This window comes from Nonomuraea rubra, from assembly GCF_014207985.1.
In the GTDB taxonomy this organism is placed as follows: Bacteria; Actinomycetota; Actinomycetes; order Streptosporangiales; family Streptosporangiaceae; genus Nonomuraea; species Nonomuraea rubra.
Genome location: NZ_JACHMI010000001.1, coordinates 8,267,473 through 8,287,962, shown reverse-complemented (window position 1 = coordinate 8,287,962; position 20,490 = coordinate 8,267,473). Strand labels below are relative to the sequence as shown.

Below are 20,490 nucleotides of genomic sequence, written 5' to 3'. Positions count from 1 at the left end.
CCGGGAGGGGGCGAGATGAGCGTCAGCAGCATCGGCATGGAGAGCACCGGGTACAGGGTGTTCTCTGGCGGCATCTGGGAGGAGAAGTACGGCTACGCCCGGGCGGTGGTGGCGGGCGAACGAGTGATCGTGTCCGGCTGCACGGCCACGGTCGACGGCGAGGTACGGCACGTCGGAGATCCGTACAAGCAGGCCATGACCGCGATCGGCATCGCCCTGGAAGCCGTCCTGATGGGCGGCCTGACCAGGGAGGACGTCGTCATGGTGCGCTACTACGTGGTCGAGCAGCGCCACTTCGACTTCGTCGGACAGGCCATCCGCGAGGTCTTCTGCAAGGTACGCCCCGCCTGCACAGGGGTGCGGGTGGCGGGGCTGGTCGACCCTAGAATGCTGGTCGAGATCGAAATCGAGGCACTGCGAACATGACCGTAGCGGTAAGAGTCATCCCCTGTCTCGACGTGGACGCCGGACGCGTGGTCAAGGGCGTCAACTTCGAGAACCTCCGCGACGCGGGCGACCCCGTCGAGCTGGCCAGGCGCTATGACGAGGAGGGCGCCGACGAGCTGACCTTCCTCGACATCACGGCGTCGTCGGGCGAGCGCGAGACGATGCTCGACGTGGTGCGCAGGACGGCCGAGCAGGTGTTCATCCCGCTCACCGTCGGCGGGGGAGTGCGCTCGGTCGAGGACGTGGACCGGCTGCTGCGGGCGGGCGCCGACAAGGTGTCGCTCAACACGGCCGCCATCGCCAGGCCCGAGCTGCTCACCGAGGCGTCCAGGCGGTTCGGCGCGCAGTGCATCGTGCTGTCGGTGGACGCACGCCGGGCCCCGGGTACGGAGACCGGCTTCGAGGTGACCACGCACGGCGGGCGGCGCGGCACCGGGATCGACGCCGTGGAGTGGGCCGCCCGGGGCGAGGAGCTCGGCGTGGGCGAGATCCTGCTCAACTCGATGGACGGCGACGGCACGCTCGACGGCTACGACCTGGAGATGTTGCGCGCGGTCAGGGCGGCCGTGCGGGTGCCGGTGATCGCCAGTGGCGGCGCGGGCCGGCTGGAGGACTTCCCTCCGGCGGTGGCGGCGGGCGCCGACGCCGTGCTCGCGGCCAGCGTGTTCCACTTCGGCACGCTGAAGATCTCCGAGGTCAAGGACACGCTCAGGATGGCGGGGCACCCCGTCCGCTGAGCGGCTCGCCCCGGGCCGCGCCGCCCGGGGCCGAGAGCCTCAGAACACCCGCAGGTGGTGGAACAGCTCGTACGGGACGTCCTTGCCCGCGAACGCCGCCGCCTCGGAGCGCTTGACGGCCAGGTACGCGCTGCGCCGCAACGGCCCGAGCGCCTCCATGAGCACCTCGTCGCCCTCCAGGGCGTCGAGTGCCTCGTCCAGCGACTTCGGCAGGCGGGGATAGCGGCCCGGACGCGTGTCGGGATCGACGTCCACCGCCTCGCCGGGGTCGAGCTTGCGCCGGATGCCGTCGAGCCCGGCGTGGATGACGGCGCCGAGCGACAGGTAGGGGTTGGCGGAGGAGTCGGACGGCTTCAGCTCCAGGTTCGGCTCGCCGGTCTCTCCCAGCGGGGAGCACACCCGGATCGCGGCCTCCCGGTTGTCGGGCCCGTACACGGCGTAGGCGCCGGCCCAGGTGCGGGGGGCCAGGCGGCGGAAGCTGTTGACGCTGCCGCAGGTCAGCGCCGTCAGGGCGGGCAGGTGTGCGAGCAGGCCGCCGATGAAGCCGTCGCGGACCTCGCTCTCCTCGGCGAAGACGTTCTGCGTCTCGTTCCACAGTGACAGGTGCAGGTGGCAGCCGTTGCCCGCCTGGTCGGCGAGCGGTTTCGGGGCCAGCGAGGCCCACATCTGCATGCGCATGGCCACGCCGCGCACGGTCTCGCGGTAGATCACGTGGTTGTCGGCGGCACGCAGCGCGGGCGCGTGGCGGATCGACAGCTCCTGCTGCCCGGGGCCGAGCTCCGGGTGGTAGTGCTCGACACGCAGCCCCTGCGTCTCCAGCGCGCGGATCAGCTTGATCGTGTAGTCGTGGGCCGTGTCGAAGCCCGTGGTGGCATAGCAGAGCGAGTCGTCGAGCGGCACCAGCCGGTCGGGACCGCCCGACGGGTCGGGCAGCCGCCGCCCGAGGGTGAACTCGGGCTCGAACGCCGCCACCAGCGTGTACCCCTCCGTCCTGAGCTCGGCAATGGCCTCCTTCAGGAACGTCCGTGCGCACGCCCCCCACGGGCTGCCATCCGGCAGACACAGGTCCGACAGCATGGCCGCCGCGCCAGGGGCGTGGGGCAGCGGGACGTACGTGGCCGGGTCGGGGACAATGCGTACCTCGCCCACCGGACCCAGGTGCTCGACCTCCTGGAGCTGGTCGAGCATGTTCATCGCCATCATGGCCACCGTGTGCCCGATGCCCGTGCTGAGCCGTTCGGCCAACCGTGACCGGGATGCCGCCTTGCCACGGATCACGCCACCGTGGTCGGCGTACAGGAAACGGATCAGCTCGATGCCCTCGAGCTCCGCTCGCTCGAGGATGCGCCGCGCGTGCGGGTCGAGCTGATGAGGTTTGGTGCCGCTGGGGCGATCTCTCATCCTGCCTGCGTAACACGATCTGGCAGCGCGGGGAAGCACCTGACGCAGACAGAACCTACGGTCAGGTCAGAACACTTGAGAAGAACACGGCCAACCGATCAGCTCCTTGAATGATTCCGGCGAACACACCGTTGACCGCGGCGGCGGCTTGCTCCGGCCGGGTGAACAGGTAGAAGACCACGAACGCGACAGCCACGTAGGTGATCACCTTCTTGACCTGCATGGGGGGCCTCCTGCAGTCCATTCCCAGCCGTATATACCCGGATCTGGGCGATCCCTAGGCATCTTCTGTGAAGATGTACATGATCCTAACCGGGGGGCTTCTTACTCATGCCATGGTACGGGCAGGAGATTACCCGTGAGCGCCTTCCGCATCGGGATTTCGCGCGGTAGCAGGGCAACCCCGGAGAGGGCTCAGACCCCCAGAGTGGCCTCCCGCAGCCGGGTGATGGAGCCGGGGTCGCCGGTGAGCTCCACGCGGGCGTGAGCCTGCCGCCCGAAGCAGAACATCAGCAGCTCCGCCGCCTTGCCGGTGACCTCCACGCGCGAGCCGCCGCGCGGCCCGCCGAGTGCCACGCCGCCGCCGAGGCGGTGCAGCACCACGCCCACCGGCGACTTGCGCAGCATCAGCCGGGCGCCGGTGGAGACCCGCTTCCAGATGAGCGCCTCCAGGTCGGCGGGCAGCTCGCGCGGCTGCCACGCGGGCTGGGCGCGGCGCACGTCCTCGTGGTGCACGAACAGTTCCAGCGTGTTGACGGCCTCGTCGAGCGCGGGCAGCAGGCCGTACACGCCGCCGGGCCTGCGGATGACGCCGACCAGCTCGGGGAAGGGGTGGCGGGCCTTGAAGCCGTTCTGGACCGAGGCGGTGTAACCGGCCAGGGCCTTGATCGCGATGCCGCCCATGGCGTCGGGCCTGCGCTCGCGCACCGCGAGGTGGGCCGCCAGGTCGTAGGTGGTCCAGCCCGCGCAGAGGGTCGGCGCGTCGGGGCCGAGCCGGTCGAGCAGGTCGCAGAGCGCGGAGCGTTCGCCACGAGCGTGAGTCACGTGCCCAACCCTACCGCTGGGAATAACCACCTGATCGGGAGTGATACTGACATACGGAGAAACGTCAGACTTGAGAGGAAACCCACCGCGTGGCGAGCAAGGTCACCTCGGCCGTGATGCGTCAAGGGCTCCGCGTCCTTGGGGTGGCCATCCGCACGGAGAGAACGGTGTTCACGCTGGCCGTCCTGGCCAGCGCCGTCTACGGAGGCATGACCGTCGCCTCCGCCTGGGCGCTCGGCTGGGCGACGCAGCACGTGGTGCTGCCCTCGTTCGCCGAGGGCGCCGTCACCGCGGGCGCGCTGTGGACCGGCACGTTACTGATACTCGGGACGGCGTTGCTCAAGGCGCTCGGCGTGGCCGGGCGCCGCATCCTTGCCGGCGTCATGCAGTACCGCATGCAGGCCCGCTCGCGCCGCGACGTCACCAAGCAGTACCTGCGCCTGCCGCTGTCATGGCACCACCAGCACCCGACCGGCCAGCTCCTGTCGAACGCCAGCGCCGACGCCGAGGCCGCCTGGGCCCCGCTCGCGCCGCTGCCGATGGCCGTGGGCGTGATCGTCATGCTCGTCACCGCGGCCGTCGCGATGCTGTTCACCGACCTGGTGCTCGCCCTGGTGGGCTTCCTGATCTTCCCGGCCATCGCCGTGCTGAACCTGGTCTACCAGCGCAGGCTCAGCCCGCTGGCCACCCGCGCGCAGCAACTGCGCGCCGAGGTGAGCGAGATCGCGCACGAGAGCTTCGACGGCGCACTGGTCGTCAAGACGCTCGGCCGGGAGGACCTGGAGACCGAGCGGTTCCAGCGGCGCGCCCACGAGCTGCGTGACGCCAACATCGCCGTCGGCCGGGTGCGCGGGCTGTTCGACCCGATGCTGGAGGCGCTGCCCACGCTCGGCGTGCTCGCGGTGCTGGCCGTGGGCGCGGCGCGGCTGTCCACGGGCGCGATCGACGCCGGCGGGCTGGTGCAGGTGGCGTACCTGTTCACGCTGCTCGCCTTCCCCATCAGGGCGCTCGGCTGGGTGCTGGCCGAGCTGCCGCGCAGCGTCGTCGGCTGGCAGCGGGTGCAGGCCGTGCTGGAGGCGACCGGCTCCATGGAGTACGGCTCCACCGCCACGAACTCCACGACCCCGGCGAAGCTGGCGGTCGAGGGCGTCTCCTACGCCTACGGCGAGGCCGAGGTGCTGCACGACGTCACCTTCGAGGTGCCCGCCGGCCGTACCGTCGCCCTCGTCGGGCCCACCGGCTCGGGCAAGTCCACGCTCGTCCAGCTCCTCGCCCGCCTGGTCGACCCCGGCTCGGGCCGGGTGCTGCTCGACGACGTGGACCTGCGCGAGCTGCCGTACGGCGGCGTGGCCGGGGCGGTCGCGCTGGTGCCGCAGCAGACGTTCCTGTTCGACGACACCGTGCGCGGCAACGTCGCGCTCGGCGCCGAGACCTCCGACGAGGACGTGTGGGCGGCTCTGGGCCTGGCCCAGGCTGACGGGTTCGTCGGCGCGCTGGCCGACGGCCTCGACACCCGCGTCGGCGAGCGCGGCGCCTCCCTGTCGGGCGGCCAGCGCCAGCGCCTCGCGCTGGCCCGCGCGGTCGTGCGCCGCCCCCGCCTGCTCGTCCTCGACGACGCCACCTCCAGCGTGGACCCGCAGGTCGAGGCCAAGATCCTGTACGGCCTGCGCGACGCCGCCGAGGCCTCGACCGTCGTGGTCGTCGCCTACCGCATGGCCACGATCGCCCTGGCCGACGAGGTCGTCTACCTGGACAAGGGCCGCGTGGTGGACCGCGGGCCGCACGAGGAGCTGATCGAGCGCTGCACCGGCTACCGCAACCTGGTGACCGCGTACGAGCGTGAAGAGGCCGAGCGCGCGGCCATCGACGTCGAGGAAGCGGTCGAAGGGGTACAGGCATGACGGCCCAGAGCACGGCCCAGAACACGGCCCAGAACACGGCCCAGAACATCAGGCGCGACTCGGAACGTTCCGCGCTGGCCACGGTCCGCCAGGGGCTCTCGCTCACGCCCGAGTTCCGCAAGGGCCTGGTGGGCACGCTGGCGCTGGCTGTCATCGCGACCATCGGCAAGATCATCGTCCCGATCGCGGTCCAGCAGACGATCGACACCGGCCTCAAGGGCGGCACACCCGACATCTCGTACATCACCACCGCCGTCCTGGTCTGCGCGGCGGCGGTCGTGCTGACCGCCCTGGCCGGGTACGTCATGAACGTCCGCCTCTACAAGGCCACCGAGTCCTCGCTCGCCACCCTGCGCGTGCGCGGATTCCGCCACGTCCACGACCTGTCGGTGCTCACCCAGAACACCGAGCGCCGCGGCGCCCTGGTCTCCCGCGTCACCAACGACATCGACCAGATCAGCAACTTCATGCAATGGGGCGGGCTGATGATCATCGTGGCGCTCGGCCAGCTCCTCGTGGCCACCGTCCTGATGTTCGTCTACTCCTGGCAGCTCACCCTGCTGGTCTGGATCTGCTTCATCCCGCTGATGATCGCCCTGCCGCGCTTCCAGCGGCTGCTGTCGCGCGCGTACACGGTCGTCCGCGAGCGCACCGGCGACATGCTCGCCGCCGTCAGCGAGTCCGTGGTCGGCGCCACCGTGATCCGGGCCTACGCCTCCGAGCGGCGCACCGCCGAGCGCATCGACCAGGCGGTCAACGCCAACAGAAAGGCCCAGACCAGGGCGCAGACCATCGTCGGCTTCGTCTTCCCGCTGACCGAGATCGTGGCCGCGATCGCCATCGCCGGAATCGTGCTGCTCGGCGTGCGGCTCGGCCTGTCGGGCGACATCTCGCAGGGGCGGCTGGTGGCGTTCCTCTTCCTCGTCACGCTGTTCGTCTCGCCGCTGCAGACCGCCACCGAGGTGCTGAACGAGGCGCAGAACGCGGTCGCCGGCTGGCGGCGCATCCTCGGCGTTCTCGACACCCCGCCCGACGTCGCCGACCCCGGCGAGACGGGCGTGACGCTGCCCCGCGGCCCCATCCAGGTCGCCTTCGAGGACGTGCACTTCTCCTACCCAGGAGGCGTGCCCGTGCTGCGCGAGGTCACCGTGGACATCCCGCCCCGCTCCCGCGTGGCCGTCGTGGGGGAGACCGGCTCGGGCAAGACCACGTTCGCCAAGCTCCTGACCAGGCTGATGGACCCCGGCTCGGGGCGCGTCACCGTGGACGCCCACGACCTGCGCGACGTGCGCTTCTCCTCGCTGCGCGAGCGGATCGTCATGGTCCCGCAGGACGGCTTCCTGTTCGACGGGACCCTGGCGGACAACATCCGCTACGGCAAGCCCGCGGCCACCGCCGAGGAGATCGAGCTGGCGCTGACCGAGCTGGGCCTGGCCGACTGGCTGGAGGGCCTGCCCGCCGGCCTCGACACCCCGGTCGGTCAGCGCGGCGAGTCGCTGTCGGCGGGCGAGCGCCAGCTCGTCGCCCTGGCCCGCGCCTACCTCGCCGACCCCGACCTGCTCCTGCTGGACGAGGCCACCTCCGCGGTGGACCCCGCCACGGAGGTGCGGCTGGCCCGCGCGCTCGAAGGCGTCACGCGCGGCCGCACGGCCGTCTCGATCGCGCACCGCCTGTCCACGGCGGAGAACGCCGACGAGGTCCTGGTCTTCGACGCCGGGCGGCTGGTGCAGCGCGGGCCGCACGCGGAGCTGGTCCAGGAGCCCGGCGTGTACGCCGATCTGCACGCCTCGTGGATCTCGGCCGCCCGCTCCTGACGGCGGCTACCCGCGGATGGCGGCGAACGTCACGGTCGTGCCCGCAGGCCCGGACACGATCGTGATGTGATCGCACAACATGCTGGTCAGCCACAACCCCCGCCCGCGGAAGTCGAACCCCTCGGGCGGCCGCATGTCGCCCATCCACCCGGCGGGCAGCCCCGGCCCCTCGTCGCTGACCTCGCACCACAGCCGCTCGCCGTGCGACCACAGCCGCAGCCGGCCGTGCCCGCCGCCGTGCACGACCGCGTTCGTGGTGATCTCGTTGACCGCCAGTACGAAGTCCTCCAGGCGCCTGCCGGTGAGCCCCTCGTACCTGGCGTGCTCGGCGACGGCCCTGCGCAGGAACGTGATGCGTCCCCGGGCGAAGGCCGCGCAGAGCACCTGCCTACACATCGCCCACCCGGCGTACGGCGACGAACTCGTCCGCGCCGATCAGCCGCAGCACCCGGGCGGTGGAGTCGCGGCACACCACGGCGGTGGCGCCGCGCGGCCTGGCCATCGCCGTGACGGTCAGCAGCTGCGCCGAGCCGGCGTCGATGAAGTCCAGCCCGGACGCGTCGATCACGACCTCGCCCGGCTCCTTCTCCAGCCGTGACAGCAGCGAGGCGAACGCCGGCCGGTTGGTCAGGTCGATGTCCCCCCACACGCGCAGGCCCGCCGGCTCGAAGGTGTTGGCGAAGCGCAGCAGCGCCTGCTCGGGCGCGATCGGATGCACGGAGGTGGCCCGGTCGATGGCCTCGCGGGGGAAGAGCCCGCGGTCGTACTGGCACACGGCCGCCAGCCACCGCTCCCCGAACAGCTCGTTCGTCTTCGCCTCGAACGCCGCCTGCCGCGGCGCGTCACACGCCCCCCAGGAGGCGTCGACCAGCGCGTACACGCCGTGCTGGCCGTGCTTGCGGGCCCGGTCGTAGGCGTCGGCCAGCCCGGCGTACACCCGCCCGGGGTCGAGGCGGCCGCCGGTGAAGTGGGTGTCGGCGCAGTCGAGGATCTCGACCTGCCCGGCGGACTCGGCGTCGGCGAACCCGGGCACGAGCGGTGCCAGCCACCCGCGCGTCCGCTCCGGGCTGTCGGCGTGCGTGATGATCACCACCTTGGTACGGCGCCGCAGGCCGTTCACCGTGAACAGCCCGGTGGCCGTCATCCGCTCCCGCTCGCCGTCGAACGGCAGGCAGACGTGATCACCGAGGTCGGGATCGAGGACGAAGCCCGCGACGTCCACCACGATGGTCCTCCCCTAGCACGCGTCGGGACGAAAGTACTCCGATCCCCGCCATCACGTACCGCATTCTCGGCAAAACCCACTGTGACGCGATGCAGACAGGTGTACCTTTTCGGCGGGGCCGCCCGCGGGAGGGGTCGTGAGGAGCATGGGCGTGGATGTGCTGGAGATGTCGCGACGCCGACACGGGGAGCTCGTGGTGGTCAGCCTGGCCGGGGAGATGGACGTGGACAACGTCTCCCAGGTGCGCAAATGCCTGGACGAGGCGGTGGCCACGGCCGAGCCCAGGCTGGTGGTGGACCTGAGCGCGCTGACGTTCATCGACACCACCGGGCTGGGGGTGCTGGTGCGGATGCTGGCCTCGCTGCGCGACCGCAACGGGACCATGGCCCTGGTGGCGCCGGACGGGCAGGTGCTGCGGCGCCTGCGGCGGACGAACCTGGCGCCGCTGTTCCCGATCTACGACACGCTGTCGCAGGCACTCGCCTGAGGCCACCCGCGCCTGCGGGGGGCGGTGGGCGGGGCTGGTTGAATGGATGCATGTCCCTTGACCCCAAGATCGCCGCCAGGCTGAAGCGCAACCCTGAGGGGCTGGTCCCGGCGATCGCCCAGCAGTACGACACCGGCGAGGTCCTCATGCTCGCGTGGATGAACGACGAGGCGCTGCACCGGACCCTCACCACCGGCAGGGCCACCTACTGGTCGCGCAGCCGCCAGGAGTTCTGGGTCAAGGGTGACACCTCCGGCCACGTCCAGCACGTCAAGTCCGTGGCGCTCGACTGCGACGGCGACACCGTCCTGGTGCGGGTGGACCAGGAGGGCGCCGCGTGCCACACGGGCGACCGCACCTGCTTCGACGCCGACCGGCTCGAGCTCGCACTCGGCTGAGGACGTCGTGGGGAGCGAGAAGGGGAACGAGAAGCCGGAGGCCGGCCGCCGGGAGTTGTGGGGCTGGGTGGCGGCGACCGCGCTCGGCTGCCTGCTCGTGCTGGTGGCCGCCGGGCAGGTCTGGGCGCGGGTGCTGCAGGGCACCGAGGTGGCGGCGCCCACCGGGGGCGACCTCGGCCCCGCGCTGACGCCCGTGGCGCTGGCCGGGCTGGCCGGGGTGGTGGCGGTGCTGGCCACCAAGGGCGCGGGGCGCAGGCTCGTCGGCGCGCTGCTGGCGCTGTGCGGCGCCGGCGCGGCCGCGGCGACGTGGGCGGCGCTGAGCGGCGACAACGTGACCGGCTGGCTGCGCGAGCAGAACGTGCTGCACGGCGCCACCGACCTGCCCTGGGAGATCGCGCCGCTGTGGCCGGCCGTGGCGGCGGCCGGCGCGCTGCTGATGGTGGCGGGCGGGATCGTGGCCGCCGTACGCGGCAGCAGGTGGGCGGGCATGTCCGCCCGGTACGACCGCGGCGCGGGCCCGCACCCCGAGGCGAAGGCGCAGGTCAGCGACGACAGGGCGCTCTGGGACGCGCTCGACAGGGGAGACGACCCGACGGATTCCCGCTGAACCAGGCGCTGTCGAATCCTCCACTGTTCTGAACCATTGTCTGCTTGGCAAAGGTTTCCTCAATAAGCTGCCGTTGCAACTCGCCACGGAACACTGAGGAGCCAGCTCATGACCTACGGGGACCAGGGCGCCAGCGGCGGCTACGGGCAGCAGCCGCCGGGCGGGGGAGGCTACGGCCAGCAGCCGCAGAGCGGGGGCGGCTACGGCCAGCAACCCCCGAGCCACGGCGGTGGCTACGGTCAGCAACCCCCGAGCCACGGCGGCGGATACGGTCAGCAGCCCCCGAGCTACGGCGGCGGATACGGTCAGCAGCAGCCGGGCTACGGCGGCTACGGCGACCAGCCGAACAGCCAGCAGAACCTCGGCTACGGCCAGCTCCCCCCGAGCGGCGGCTACGGCTACGGCCAGCAGCCGCCCCCCGGCTACTACGCTCCGCCGCACCCGCCCCGCTCCACCAACGGCATGGCGGTGGCCTCGCTCGTGCTGGGCATCATCGGCCTGGTCTTCTGCGGCCTCACGAGCATTCCCGGCGTGATCCTCGGGCACATCGCGCTCAACCGGATCAAGAAGACGGGCGAGGACGGCTCGGGCATGGCGGTGGGCGGTCTCGTCACGTCGTACATCACGGTCGTGATCTGGTTGTTGTGCTGGCTCTTCTTCGGCGGGTTCTTCCTGTGGATGCTGGGCCTGTCCGCCGCGGCCTCGTCCTCCTACGACTACTGACCGGCCGGTAACCTGCCGGACATCTAGCCGGACCGTGACGAGCCGCTTGCGGTCCGATTACGAATTGTCCGCAAAATGGACGTTCGTCCACGTAGCAGATGCATTCTCGCTAGGCTGCCGCGCGCAACTCAAAGATGACGACACTGAGGGGTCATGAACATGAGTTACGGTAACCAGGGCGACGGCGGTTACGGCGCCCAGCCGCCTGGCGGTGGCTACGGTCAGCAGCCGCCGAGCGGCGGTGGCTACGGCGGTGGCTACGGCCAGCAGCCGCCGAGCGGTGGCGGTTACGGCCAGCAGCCCCCGTCCGGTGGCGGCTACGGTCAGCAGCCGCCGAGCGGCGGCGGTTACGGTGGCGGCTACGGCCAGCAGCCTCCGTCCGGTGGCGGTTACGGCCAGCAGCCCCCGTCGGGCGGCGGCTACGGTGGCGGTTACGGCGGCCCCGGGGGCAACCCGCCGGACAACCAGCTCGTCCCGGCCATCCTCACCACCCTGTTCTGCTGCCTCCCGCTGGGCATCGTGGCGATCGTCAAGTCGTCGCAGGTGAACCAGAAGTGGCAGGTCGGCGACTTCGCCGGCGCGCAGCAGGCGGCCGACGAGGCCAAGACCTGGTGGAAGCGCAGCCTGATCATCGGTGCCATCGGCATCGGCCTGATGATCATCGCGTACGTGCTCTTCTTCGTGATCCTGGCCGCCAGCGTGTCCACGTCGACGTACTCGTACTAGGCCGCACCGGAAGGCGGATACTGGGAACATGAGCCTCGCAACCACCGGGCGGCACGGGACACGGCGCGTCAAGGCCCTGCTCGCGCCGCTCGGTGTTGCGGCCGCCACCGGGGCGGTGTTCGCGTTCGTCGGCACGGTCGATCCGAACGAGCCGGGTCACTACCCGACCTGCCCGTTCCTGTGGATCACCGGTCTGTACTGCCCGGGTTGCGGCACCATGCGCACCATCCACGCGCTGGCCCACCTCGACCCGGTCGCCGCCCTCGGCCTCAACCCCCTCGCCGTCGCCATGATTCCGTTCCTGGTGTTCTGGTGGGGCCGATGGGTGGTGCGGGCGTGGCAGGGCAGGCCCAGGCGTACCACGCTGGCGCATCCGGCGTGGCTGTGGGCCTTCCTCGCGATCGTCATGGTCTACTGGGTCGTCCGTAATCTGCCTTTCGGGGCGTTCCTTGCCCCTTAGGGCGGCGCCCACATGGGGACCGGTGGTGAGGTGACCCCGTAGGGGCCGATACCATCGCAGGACAAGGCAGAGAGCGGACGCGACGCGAACTCTCCGCCGCCCCCAGCAGCCGACCGGAGGGACCTCAAGCGCGTGAGTGAGCGGACGGAAGGGCCGAGTGTCCTCGACGACATCCTCGACGGGGTGCGCGCCGACCTCGCCGCACGACAGCAGGCAGTGTCCATCGACGAGCTCAAGCAGCGAGCCGAGCGGGCCCCTGCGCCCCGCGACGCGATGGCCGCGCTGGGAGGCGACCGGATCTCGGTGATCGCCGAGGTCAAGCGCTCCAGCCCGTCCAAGGGCGCGCTCGCCGCGATCGCCGACCCGGCGGCGCTGGCGGCCGACTACGAGGCGGGCGGCGCGCACGTCATCAGCGTGCTGACCGAGCGCCGCAAGTTCGGCGGCAGCCTCGACGACCTGGCCGCGGTCCGCGCCCGGGTGGACATCCCGATCCTGCGCAAGGACTTCATCCTCACCTCCTACCAGCTCTGGGAGGCCCGGGCCCACGGCGCCGACCTGGCCCTGCTCATGGTCGTCTGCCTGGAGCAGGAGGCGCTGGTGTCGCTCATCGAGCGGGCCGAGTCGATCGGGCTCACCCCGCTGGTCGAGGTGCACACCGAGGAGGAGCTGGAGCGGGCGGTCGCCGCCGGCGCCCGGGTCATCGGGGTCAACGCGCGCAATCTCAAGACACTCGAGGTCGACCGCGATGTCTTCGCGAAGATCGCGCCGAAGATCCCCGATAATGTGATCAAGATTGCCGAGTCGGGCGTGCGCGGCCCGCACGACCTGCTCGCCTACGCGCGGGGCGGCGCGGACGCCGTCCTGGTGGGCGAGAGCCTGGTCACCGGCAAGGACCCGCGCAAGGCAGTGGAGGCGTTGGTGACCGCCGGCGCTCATCCGTCGACGCGCCCCGACCACTCAGCAGAGGGATAGCAGTGGCAAACGAAGGCACCATCCTGACGGCCGCCGACCTGGCGGGCAACGGCGCGTACGGCGACGACCCCGACGTGCACGGCAAGTTCGGCATCTTCGGCGGCCGGTACGTGCCCGAGGCGCTCATCCCGGCGCTCGACGAGGTGGCCGCCACCTACGAGAAGGCCAAGAACGACGCGGAGTTCCTGCGCGAGTTCGACCACCTGCTGCGCACGTACGCGGGCCGGCCCACCACGCTGACCGAGGTGCCGCGCTTCAGCGAGCAGGCCGGCGGCGCGCGGATCATCCTCAAGCGCGAGGACCTCACCCACACCGGCGCGCACAAGATCAACAACGTGCTGGGCCAGGCGCTGCTGACCAAGCGGCTGGGCAAGAAGCGGGTGATCGCCGAGACCGGCGCGGGCCAGCACGGCGTGGCCACCGCCACCGCCGCGGCCCTGCTCGGCCTGGAGTGCGTCATCTACATGGGCGCCGTCGACTGCGAGCGCCAGGCGCTCAACGTCGCCAGGATGAAGCTGCTCGGCGCCACCGTGGTGCCGGTCAAGAACGGCTCCCAGACGCTGAAGGACGCCATCAACGAGGCCTTCCGCGACTGGGTGACCAACGTCGACACCACCCACTACCTGTTCGGCACCGTGGCGGGCCCGCACCCGTTCCCGGAGATCGTGCGCGACTTCGCGCGCATCATCGGCGTCGAGGCGCGCCGCCAGATGCTGGAGCTGACCGGCAAGCTGCCCGACGCCGTGTGCGCGGCGGTCGGCGGCGGCAGCAACGCGATCGGCATCTTCCACGCCTTCATCGGGGACCAGGACGTCAAGCTGCACGGCTACGAGGCCGCGGGTCACGGCCTGGAGAGCGGCGAGCACGCGCTCACGCTCACCGCCGGCTCGGTCGGCGTGCTGCACGGCTCGCGCACCTACGTCCTCCAGGACGACGAGGGCCAGACGATCGAGTCGCACTCGATCTCCGCCGGGCTCGACTACCCGGGCGTCGGCCCCGAGCACGCCTGGCTGAAGGACTCCGGCCGCGCCACCTACCACGGCGTCACCGACGACCAGGCGATGGCCGCGTTCTCGCTGCTGGCCAGGACCGAGGGCATCATCCCCGCCATCGAGTCCTCCCACGCCCTGGCGGGCGCGCTGGAGCTGGGCCGCGAGCTCGGCCCCGAGGCCACCATCCTGGTCAACCTCTCCGGCCGCGGCGACAAGGACATGGGCACGGCGATGAAGTACTTCAACCTCTAGGTCTTCCGGCGTCCCCTCGATCGCCGGCGGCCCGCGCCGGGGCGGCGACTCACCGGCGCGGGGATTCTGGGGCGGGCCCGTGGCAGGGCATCATGGGAAGACTCGACCTTTCGAAACGGACAGACATGACGACTCTTCAGACGGTTTTCGCCAAGGCGAAGGCGGACAACCGGGCCGCGCTCGTCGGCTACCTGCCCGCGGGCTTCCCCTCCAAGGGTGGCGACGTCGCCGCCGCCGCGGCCCTGGTGGAAGCCGGCTGCGACGTCATCGAGATCGGCCTGCCCTACTCCGACCCGCTCATGGACGGCCCGACGATCCAGGACGCGGTGCACAGGTCGCTGACCAACGGCACGCGCATCGCCGACGTGATGCGCACGGTCGAGGGCGTGGCCGCCACCGGCGCCGCCACGCTCGTCATGACGTACTGGAACCCGATCGACAAGTACGGCGCCGACCGGTTCGCGCGCGACCTGGCCAACGCGGGCGGCGTGGGCACCATCACGCCCGACCTGACGCCCGAGGAGTCCGAGCCGTGGCGGGAGGCGTCCGCGGCGGCGGGCATCGACACGGTGTTCCTGGTCGCGCCCAGCTCGACCGAGCCGCGCATCAAGGCCGTCGTCGACTGCTGCACCGGTTTCGTGTACGCGGCCTCGCTGATGGGCGTCACCGGCGCCAGGGAGACCGTCAACGTCGCCGCCGAGGGCCTGGTCAAGCGGACCAAGGCGCACACGGACCTGCCGGTGTGCGTGGGCCTGGGGGTCGGCACGGGCGCGCAGGCGGCCGAGGTGGCGGCCTACGCCGACGGCGTGATCGTGGGGTCGGCGTTCATCCGCCGCATCCTCGACGCGCCCGACGAGGCGGCCGGGCGCGAGTCCATCGGGGTGCTGGCCAGGGACATGGCCAAGGGCGTGCGCCGCTGAGCGTGGCCCTGACGCGGTGATCTGACCGGGCGCGGTTCCCCTGCGGGGGGCCGCGCTTTACCGTCTAGGTCAGACGGTCCCGGGAGGACAGGTCATGCGTCCCTTGTTACTGACAGCAGCCCTCACCCTCGCGGCCACGGCCATGGCCGCCCCGACCTCGCAGCCGGTCGCCGGCCAGGAGCCGCCCGCGCCGACCCCGGCCCCCACCTATGAGCTGCCGTCCCCCGAGCCCTCGCACACCGGGGCGCCGCCGCCGAGCCCCACCGCGCAGCAGATACCGCCCACCCCCGCGCGGGTCGCCGAGCCGATCGTGATCGCGTCGGCGGCGCTGCGCGTGGAGCTGGACCCGGCCTTCCCGCGCGTCCTGCGCTACACCGACCGGGCGAGCGGCGCCACGCTCGGCGGCAGTACGGCGGTGCCCGCCGTCGTGCTGAACGGCCAGGCCAGACCCGCCGAGGTACGGCTGACCGGCAACGACGGCGCGACCGCCCGCTACCGGCTGGACCTCGGCGACGGGGTCGCTCTCCGGGCCAGCCTCGGGGTCAGGGGCAGGGTGACGACGTTCGCGATCGACGAGGTGATCGACACCGAGGCGTTCAGGGTCGGCACCATCGACCTGCCGGGCCACGACCTGGTGTCCGTGTCGAGCACGCAGCCGGGCGCGGCCACCGCGTTCACCCGCCTGGACCCGAACTCCACCCGCACCGCCGACGTCTTCGCCCGGGTGACCGCGGACACGGCCGCCGAGGAGACGCCGGCCGGGGCGACGTACGCGATCGTGCACACCGACCGGCTGGCCGCCGCCGTCGAGACGAACTCCACCTACGACCGCCCGTCCGGCGCGACCGACCGGGACGCGGCCCGGCTCTGGCACCAGGCCAGGAAGGACGAGGACGGCACGGTGCGGGTGGGCGTGTGGAGCGGCCAGTGGACGCACCGCGCGAGCGGCTCGCCGTTCACCGAGGCCCGCCCGTGGGCCAAGGTCGTGCTCACCCCCGACGCCAACGGCGACGGCACGCTCGACTGGCAGGACGGCGCGATCGCGTTCAGGAGCATCGCGACCAAGGCGCTCGGCGCGGAGGAGACCAGGGACCGGGTGGTCACGCACATCCCGTTCAACTTCTCCAGCCAGGCCACGCACCCGTTCCTGCGCACGCTCGACGACGTCAAGCGCATCTCCCTGGCCACCGACGGGCTCGGGCAGCTCGCCCTGCTCAAGGGCTACCAGTCGGAGGGCCACGACTCCGCGCATCCCGACTACGGCGGCAACGTCAACCGCCGCGCCGGCGGCCTGAAGGACCTCAACACGCTGCTCAAGGCGGGCAGGGCGTGGAACGCCACGTTCGGCGTGCACGTCAACGCCACCGAGGCCTACCCCGAGGCCAGGAGCTTCGACGAGCGACTCGTGAACAAGGACGCCAAGGGCTGGAACTGGCTCGACCAGGCGTACCTGATCGACCAGCGCGGCGACCTGACCAGGGGCACGCTGGCCGCCCGCCTGTCCCGGCTGCGGGCGGAGACGGACAGGAACCTCGCGGTGCTGTACGTGGACGTGTTCAGGCCCTTCGGCTGGGTCGCCGACCGCACCCTGGCCGAGCTGCGCGCCCAGGGCTGGCAGGTGACCACGGAGTGGTCGGACAAGCTGGAGCGCTCGTCGCTGTGGGCGCACTGGGCCACCGACCTCAACTACGGCGGCGTCACCAACAAGGGGCTGAACTCGCAGATCATCCGGTTCGCGCGCAACCACGAGAAGGACGTCTGGAACGCCCACCCGATCCTGGGCAACGCCCGCATCGTCGAGTTCGAGGGCTGGACGGCGGAGAACGACTTCACCGCCTTCTACCGCAACATCTGGGAGCACAACCTGCCGGTCAAGTTCCTCCAGCAGCAGCAGATCATGGACTGGAACGACGGCGAGATCGTGTTCACCGGCGGCGTGCGCGGCACGTACCGGGACGGCAGGCGCGAGCTGTTCGCCGGCGGGCGCAGGGTGCTCGACGGCGGCACGTACCTGCTGCCCTGGCACGGCAGGTTCTACCACTACAACCCGGCGGGCGGCGAGAGCACGTGGGAGGCCGACCGGGCGATGAGCGTGTACGAGCTCACCGACCAGGGCCGCGTCCCCGCCGGCACGGTCACCCCGTCCGGCGGGAGGATCACGCTGCGGGCGAAGGCGGGCGTGCCGTACGTGCTGTATCCCGGCAAGGCGCCCAGGCAGGCCGATCCCGGGTGGGGGCAGGGGAGCGGCCTGCGCGATCCGGGCTTCAACGGCGACCGCCTCGGCGGCTGGACCGTCAGCGGGCCCGTGAGCGTGGAGCGCAACGCGCTGGGCCACCGGGTGGCGCTGCTCGGCGGGGGCGCGCAGGCACGCCTTGAGCAGCCGCTGAGAGGGCTGCGGCCGGGCCGGACGTACACCGCGTCCGCGTTCGTCGAGGTGGAGCCCGGCAGGACGCGCGCGACCACGCTGGAGGCGGGTGGCGAGTCGGTGACCGTGCTGCGCTCCACGGCCAGGAACTACATCGCCTCCGACGAGAAGCACGACACCTTCTTCCAGCGGGTGAAGGTCACGTTCACCGCGTCCTCGCCGTCCACGGTGCTGCGGATCACGGCCGCCGGGGCCGAGGGGTTGGTGCGGGTGGACGACGTACGCGTCTTCGAGCGGGAGCCGGCCGGGGCGGTGGAGACGTTCGAGTCGGTGGAGCCCGGGTGGGGGCCGTTCGTGAAGGGGGACGCGGGCGGGTCGTTCGACGCGCGCACCCACCTGTCGGAGCGGCACGAGCCGTACACGCAGGCAGGCTGGAACGGCAAGACGGTGGACGACGTGCTGAACGGCGACTGGTCGCTGAAGGCGCACGAGGAGCGGCAGGGCCTGATCTACCGTACGGTGCCGCAGACCGCGCGGTTCGAGCCGGGGCACGCCTACGAGGTGTCGTTCGCCTACCAGAACGCGCTGGCCGGCACCTACCAGTGGGTCACCGGCTACGACCGGGGCGGCGCCAGTGTGGAGACGCGCCGCACGCCGATCCCCGAGCGGCGTGTCACCGCCCGGTTCAGCGAGCGGGTCGTGGCCGGGTGCGGCGACGTGTGGGTGGGGCTGCGCTCGCTCCTGCCGGAGCAGGCCGGGGCCGACTTCGTGCTCGACGACTTCGCCGTCACCGACCTCGGGCCCGCGACCGGCGCGCAGGCGTGCGGGACGCTGGAGGTGACGCCCGCGGCGCCAGCGTTCGAGCAGGGGGCGGCCAACGAGGTCACCACCACGTTCACGAACCTCGAGGAGGTGGCGGTCCGGGACGTGGCCGTGCGGCTGGACGTGCCCGAGGGGTGGACGGTGGAGGGAGACGGCGCCGGTTCGGTGGAGCCCGGCGGGAAGCTGGTCACGACCTGGCGGGTCACGCCGCCCGCCGGCGCGCCGTACGGCACGTACGAGCTGGCCGCCACGGCCTCGTACACCGCCGGCGGCGCCGCCAGGACGCTGACCGCCTCCGCGTCCGTGCGCACGCTGCCGCCGCCGCCCGCGGCCGACGCCTACGCCAGCGACCTGGAGTGGGTCAGCGCGGACAACGGCTGGGGCCCGGTGGAGCGCGACCGGTCCAACGGCGACACCGGGCCGGCCGACGGCGGGCCGATCGTCATCGGCGGCCGGGCGTTCGGCAAGGGGCTGGGCACGCACGCGCCCGCCGAAGTGCGTTTCTACCTGCGTGGCCGGTGTACGGCGTTCACGGCCTTCGTCGGTGTTGACGATGTGCAGGCCACGCGGGGGTCGGTGGAGTTCGGGGTGGTGGCCGACGGGGTGGAGCGGGCGCGCAGCCCGGTGCTGCGGGCCGCCGACGCGGCGTACGAGCTGAGCGCCGACGTGACCGGCGCCCGGTACGTGGACCTCGTGGCGGGCGACGCGGGAGACGGCGTCGGCAACGACCACGCGGACTGGGGCGAGGCCCGGTTCAGGTGCTCCTGAGCTCGGCGTAGAGAGGGGACCAGCGGTTGTAGACGCCGGTGGGGACCAGGTAGACGTTCATCGCGACCTGCATGAGCAGGAGGAAGGCGATGTACTGCGCGGTGTTGACCCCCGGCACCGCGTCCACCGGCAGGGCGTAGGCGATGACGACCCGTACCACGGCGTCCAGGAGCAGGCCGATGCCCCACATGACGCTCGCCACCCGCCAGATGCGGCGGAAGGCGGGCAACCGCTCCCACAACACGTCCCACGACTCGCGGTTGGGCCCGATCCGGCCTTCCAGGACGAACCGGGTGAACACGAACGCCAGCGGACGCTCCCCGCGCGCGCTGAGCAGGAACCACAGCCCCCCCGCCGCCGTGAACCAGCCGTCCTTGGCCAGCAGCAGCCGCGGGTCGTGGACCAGGACGGACACGGCTGCGCTGGCCAGCATCATGACCGTCATGTAGAGGCCCAGCCGGTCGGGCCTGCGGCGGCGTACCAGGTCGGAGACGACGCTGACGCCGGGCACGAACGAGCTGATCACGAACGCCGTGTGGGCCTCGACGCCTGCCGCGCGCAGCGCATAGTAGAGCGCCACGGTCAGGCCGACGTCCACGGCCAGCGTGAGGAGCCCTCTCGACCGGGTGCTCATGCGCGGGTCGCCCTGGCGAACAGCGCCGCCAGCTCATCGGCGTACTCGGCCAGGTCGGCCCCGGGGTCGGCCTCCAGCAGGAACGGCAGCCCGTCCAGCGACCGCTGGACGGTCATCGCCATCACCCGCGTGCTGAACGGCCTGAACTCGCCGCTCTCCTGCCCCCACTCCAGAAGGCGCTCCAGGTGGGCCAGCGACGCCAGGTCGGTGGCCGCCTCCTGCACCGCCGTGCCGCCCTCCGGGCGGAAGTTGAGGAAGATCTCCGTGGCCGCGCGCATCTCGGCGCGGTGGCCGCCGAGGTACTCCACCAGCGAGCGGATGTACGCCTCCAGCGCGCCCGAGGCCGTCCGCTGGGCGCTGACGCGCTCGTGCATGAACCTGCTCAGATCACCGTAGATCGTGGCTATGGCCTGGCCGATCAGCTCGTCCTTGCCGTCGAAGTGGTACGAGATCAGCCGCGTGCTACTCAGCCCGGCCCGCTCGGCGATCCGGGCGAAGGACGCCTGCTGGTAGCCGAGCTCGGCGATGGTGGCGATGGTCGCGGTCACGATCTGAGCCCGCCTGGCGGAGCTCGTGACCGACTCGTCTCGTTTTACTTGCATGAGTAATTTTTAACTTAGATGAGTAAATGTGGCAACCCTCCCAGCTCAGGCGCGGAAAACTCGCTTAGCTGACGCTTATCCGCGACGTGATGCGATGGGACCCGGGTACTGTGCGCATTCCGGCGCAGAGACAGAGGAGAACGCTTGTGGCCGCGTCACTACCGTCACCTTGGGCGAGATGGGCGATACCCTG

General features: G+C 71.6%; 21 protein-coding genes. 14 read left to right on the top strand and 7 right to left on the bottom strand.

Annotated elements, in window-relative coordinates; all coding sequences use genetic code 11:
- The first annotated feature begins 15 nt into the window (after positions 1 to 15).
- Positions 16 to 426: a Rid family hydrolase gene (locus tag HD593_RS37620; RefSeq protein ID WP_185106668.1), complete on the top strand. Its 411-nt coding sequence runs from the start codon at positions 16 to 18 to the stop codon at positions 424 to 426.
- On the top strand, positions 423 to 1,184 hold the full coding sequence (hisF, locus tag HD593_RS37615) for an imidazole glycerol phosphate synthase subunit HisF (protein ID WP_185106667.1): 762 nt from the start codon (positions 423 to 425) through the stop codon (positions 1,182 to 1,184). Before HD593_RS37620 ends, hisF begins: the two co-directional genes overlap by 4 nt.
- Positions 1,185 to 1,223: 39 nt before the next feature.
- On the opposite strand, the gene HD593_RS37610 is transcribed toward hisF, so the two are convergent.
- From HD593_RS37610 to HD593_RS37600, 3 genes are all read right to left on the bottom strand, one after another.
- Positions 1,224 to 2,585 (bottom strand): glutamine synthetase family protein, encoded by a 1,362-nt coding sequence (locus HD593_RS37610; RefSeq protein WP_185106666.1) that lies wholly within the window; start codon positions 2,583 to 2,585, stop codon positions 1,224 to 1,226.
- Between the two features lie 61 nt (positions 2,586 to 2,646).
- On the bottom strand, positions 2,647 to 2,808 hold the full coding sequence (locus tag HD593_RS37605) for a hypothetical protein (RefSeq protein WP_185106665.1): 162 nt from the start codon (positions 2,806 to 2,808) through the stop codon (positions 2,647 to 2,649).
- A 191-nt stretch (positions 2,809 to 2,999) separates the two neighbouring features.
- A complete protein-coding gene (locus HD593_RS37600; RefSeq protein ID WP_185106664.1) occupies positions 3,000 to 3,629 on the bottom strand; it encodes a TIGR03085 family metal-binding protein in 630 nt (209 codons plus the stop codon).
- Between the two features lie 116 nt (positions 3,630 to 3,745).
- On the opposite strand from HD593_RS37600, the gene HD593_RS37595 reads away from it, so the two are divergent.
- Together HD593_RS37595 and HD593_RS37590 are read left to right on the top strand one after the other, a co-directional pair.
- Positions 3,746 to 5,530, top strand: a complete 1,785-nt coding sequence (locus HD593_RS37595) for an ABC transporter ATP-binding protein (RefSeq protein ID WP_185112372.1) — start codon at positions 3,746 to 3,748, stop codon at positions 5,528 to 5,530.
- On the top strand, positions 5,527 to 7,344 hold the full coding sequence (locus tag HD593_RS37590) for an ABC transporter ATP-binding protein (protein ID WP_185106663.1): 1,818 nt from the start codon (positions 5,527 to 5,529) through the stop codon (positions 7,342 to 7,344). Before HD593_RS37595 ends, HD593_RS37590 begins: the two co-directional genes overlap by 4 nt.
- Before the next feature lie 6 nt (positions 7,345 to 7,350).
- Here HD593_RS37590 and HD593_RS37585 read toward each other — a convergent pair whose 3' ends face one another.
- Positions 7,351 to 7,740: an ATP-binding protein gene (locus HD593_RS37585; protein ID WP_185106662.1), complete on the bottom strand. Its 390-nt coding sequence runs from the start codon at positions 7,738 to 7,740 to the stop codon at positions 7,351 to 7,353.
- Positions 7,733 to 8,569 carry an MEDS domain-containing protein gene (locus HD593_RS37580; protein WP_185106661.1) on the bottom strand — a complete coding sequence of 279 codons (837 nt, stop codon included), beginning with the start codon at positions 8,567 to 8,569 and terminating at the stop codon, positions 7,733 to 7,735. The genes HD593_RS37585 and HD593_RS37580 overlap by 8 nt, the downstream gene beginning before the upstream one ends.
- 151 nt (positions 8,570 to 8,720) lie before the next feature.
- Here HD593_RS37580 and HD593_RS37575 point away from each other — a divergent pair, with 151 nt between their 5' ends.
- From HD593_RS37575 to HD593_RS37530, 10 genes are all read left to right on the top strand, one after another.
- Positions 8,721 to 9,056: an STAS domain-containing protein gene (locus HD593_RS37575; protein ID WP_185106660.1), complete on the top strand. Its 336-nt coding sequence runs from the start codon at positions 8,721 to 8,723 to the stop codon at positions 9,054 to 9,056.
- Between the two features lie 50 nt (positions 9,057 to 9,106).
- Positions 9,107 to 9,454 carry a phosphoribosyl-AMP cyclohydrolase gene (hisI, locus tag HD593_RS37570; RefSeq protein ID WP_185106659.1) on the top strand — a complete coding sequence of 116 codons (348 nt, stop codon included), beginning with the start codon at positions 9,107 to 9,109 and terminating at the stop codon, positions 9,452 to 9,454.
- A gap of 7 nt (positions 9,455 to 9,461) precedes the next feature.
- Positions 9,462 to 10,061: a Trp biosynthesis-associated membrane protein gene (locus HD593_RS37565; RefSeq protein WP_185106658.1), complete on the top strand. Its 600-nt coding sequence runs from the start codon at positions 9,462 to 9,464 to the stop codon at positions 10,059 to 10,061.
- A 108-nt stretch (positions 10,062 to 10,169) separates the two neighbouring features.
- Positions 10,170 to 10,784, top strand: a complete 615-nt coding sequence (locus HD593_RS37560) for a DUF4190 domain-containing protein (RefSeq protein ID WP_185106657.1) — start codon at positions 10,170 to 10,172, stop codon at positions 10,782 to 10,784.
- Positions 10,785 to 10,943: 159 nt separating this feature from the next.
- Positions 10,944 to 11,510 (top strand): CD225/dispanin family protein, encoded by a 567-nt coding sequence (locus HD593_RS37555; RefSeq protein WP_185106656.1) that lies wholly within the window; start codon positions 10,944 to 10,946, stop codon positions 11,508 to 11,510.
- A 28-nt stretch (positions 11,511 to 11,538) separates the two neighbouring features.
- Positions 11,539 to 11,970 carry a DUF2752 domain-containing protein gene (locus HD593_RS37550; protein WP_185106655.1) on the top strand — a complete coding sequence of 144 codons (432 nt, stop codon included), beginning with the start codon at positions 11,539 to 11,541 and terminating at the stop codon, positions 11,968 to 11,970.
- A gap of 132 nt (positions 11,971 to 12,102) precedes the next feature.
- Positions 12,103 to 12,942: an indole-3-glycerol phosphate synthase TrpC gene (gene trpC, locus HD593_RS37545; protein WP_185106654.1), complete on the top strand. Its 840-nt coding sequence runs from the start codon at positions 12,103 to 12,105 to the stop codon at positions 12,940 to 12,942.
- Between the two features lie 23 nt (positions 12,943 to 12,965).
- Positions 12,966 to 14,186 carry a tryptophan synthase subunit beta gene (gene trpB, locus HD593_RS37540; protein WP_379478834.1) on the top strand — a complete coding sequence of 407 codons (1,221 nt, stop codon included), beginning with the start codon at positions 12,966 to 12,968 and terminating at the stop codon, positions 14,184 to 14,186.
- 125 nt (positions 14,187 to 14,311) lie between these two features.
- Complete coding sequence (gene trpA / locus HD593_RS37535) at positions 14,312 to 15,106, top strand: tryptophan synthase subunit alpha (RefSeq protein WP_185106653.1); 795 nt, start codon at positions 14,312 to 14,314, stop codon at positions 15,104 to 15,106.
- Positions 15,107 to 15,200: 94 nt separating this feature from the next.
- Positions 15,201 to 19,061, top strand: a complete 3,861-nt coding sequence (locus HD593_RS37530; protein ID WP_221525179.1) for an endo-alpha-N-acetylgalactosaminidase family protein — start codon at positions 15,201 to 15,203, stop codon at positions 19,059 to 19,061.
- On the opposite strand, the gene HD593_RS37525 is transcribed toward HD593_RS37530, so the two are convergent.
- Positions 19,048 to 19,695, bottom strand: a complete 648-nt coding sequence (locus tag HD593_RS37525) for a VC0807 family protein (RefSeq protein WP_185106652.1) — start codon at positions 19,693 to 19,695, stop codon at positions 19,048 to 19,050. The two genes, HD593_RS37530 and HD593_RS37525, sit on opposite strands and share 14 nt — an antisense overlap.
- The gene (locus HD593_RS37520; protein ID WP_185106651.1) at positions 19,692 to 20,297 is read right to left on the bottom strand and encodes a TetR/AcrR family transcriptional regulator; all 606 of its coding nucleotides are present in this window, start codon (positions 20,295 to 20,297) and stop codon (positions 19,692 to 19,694) included. The genes HD593_RS37525 and HD593_RS37520 overlap by 4 nt, the downstream gene beginning before the upstream one ends.
- Positions 20,298 to 20,490 lie beyond the last annotated feature (193 nt).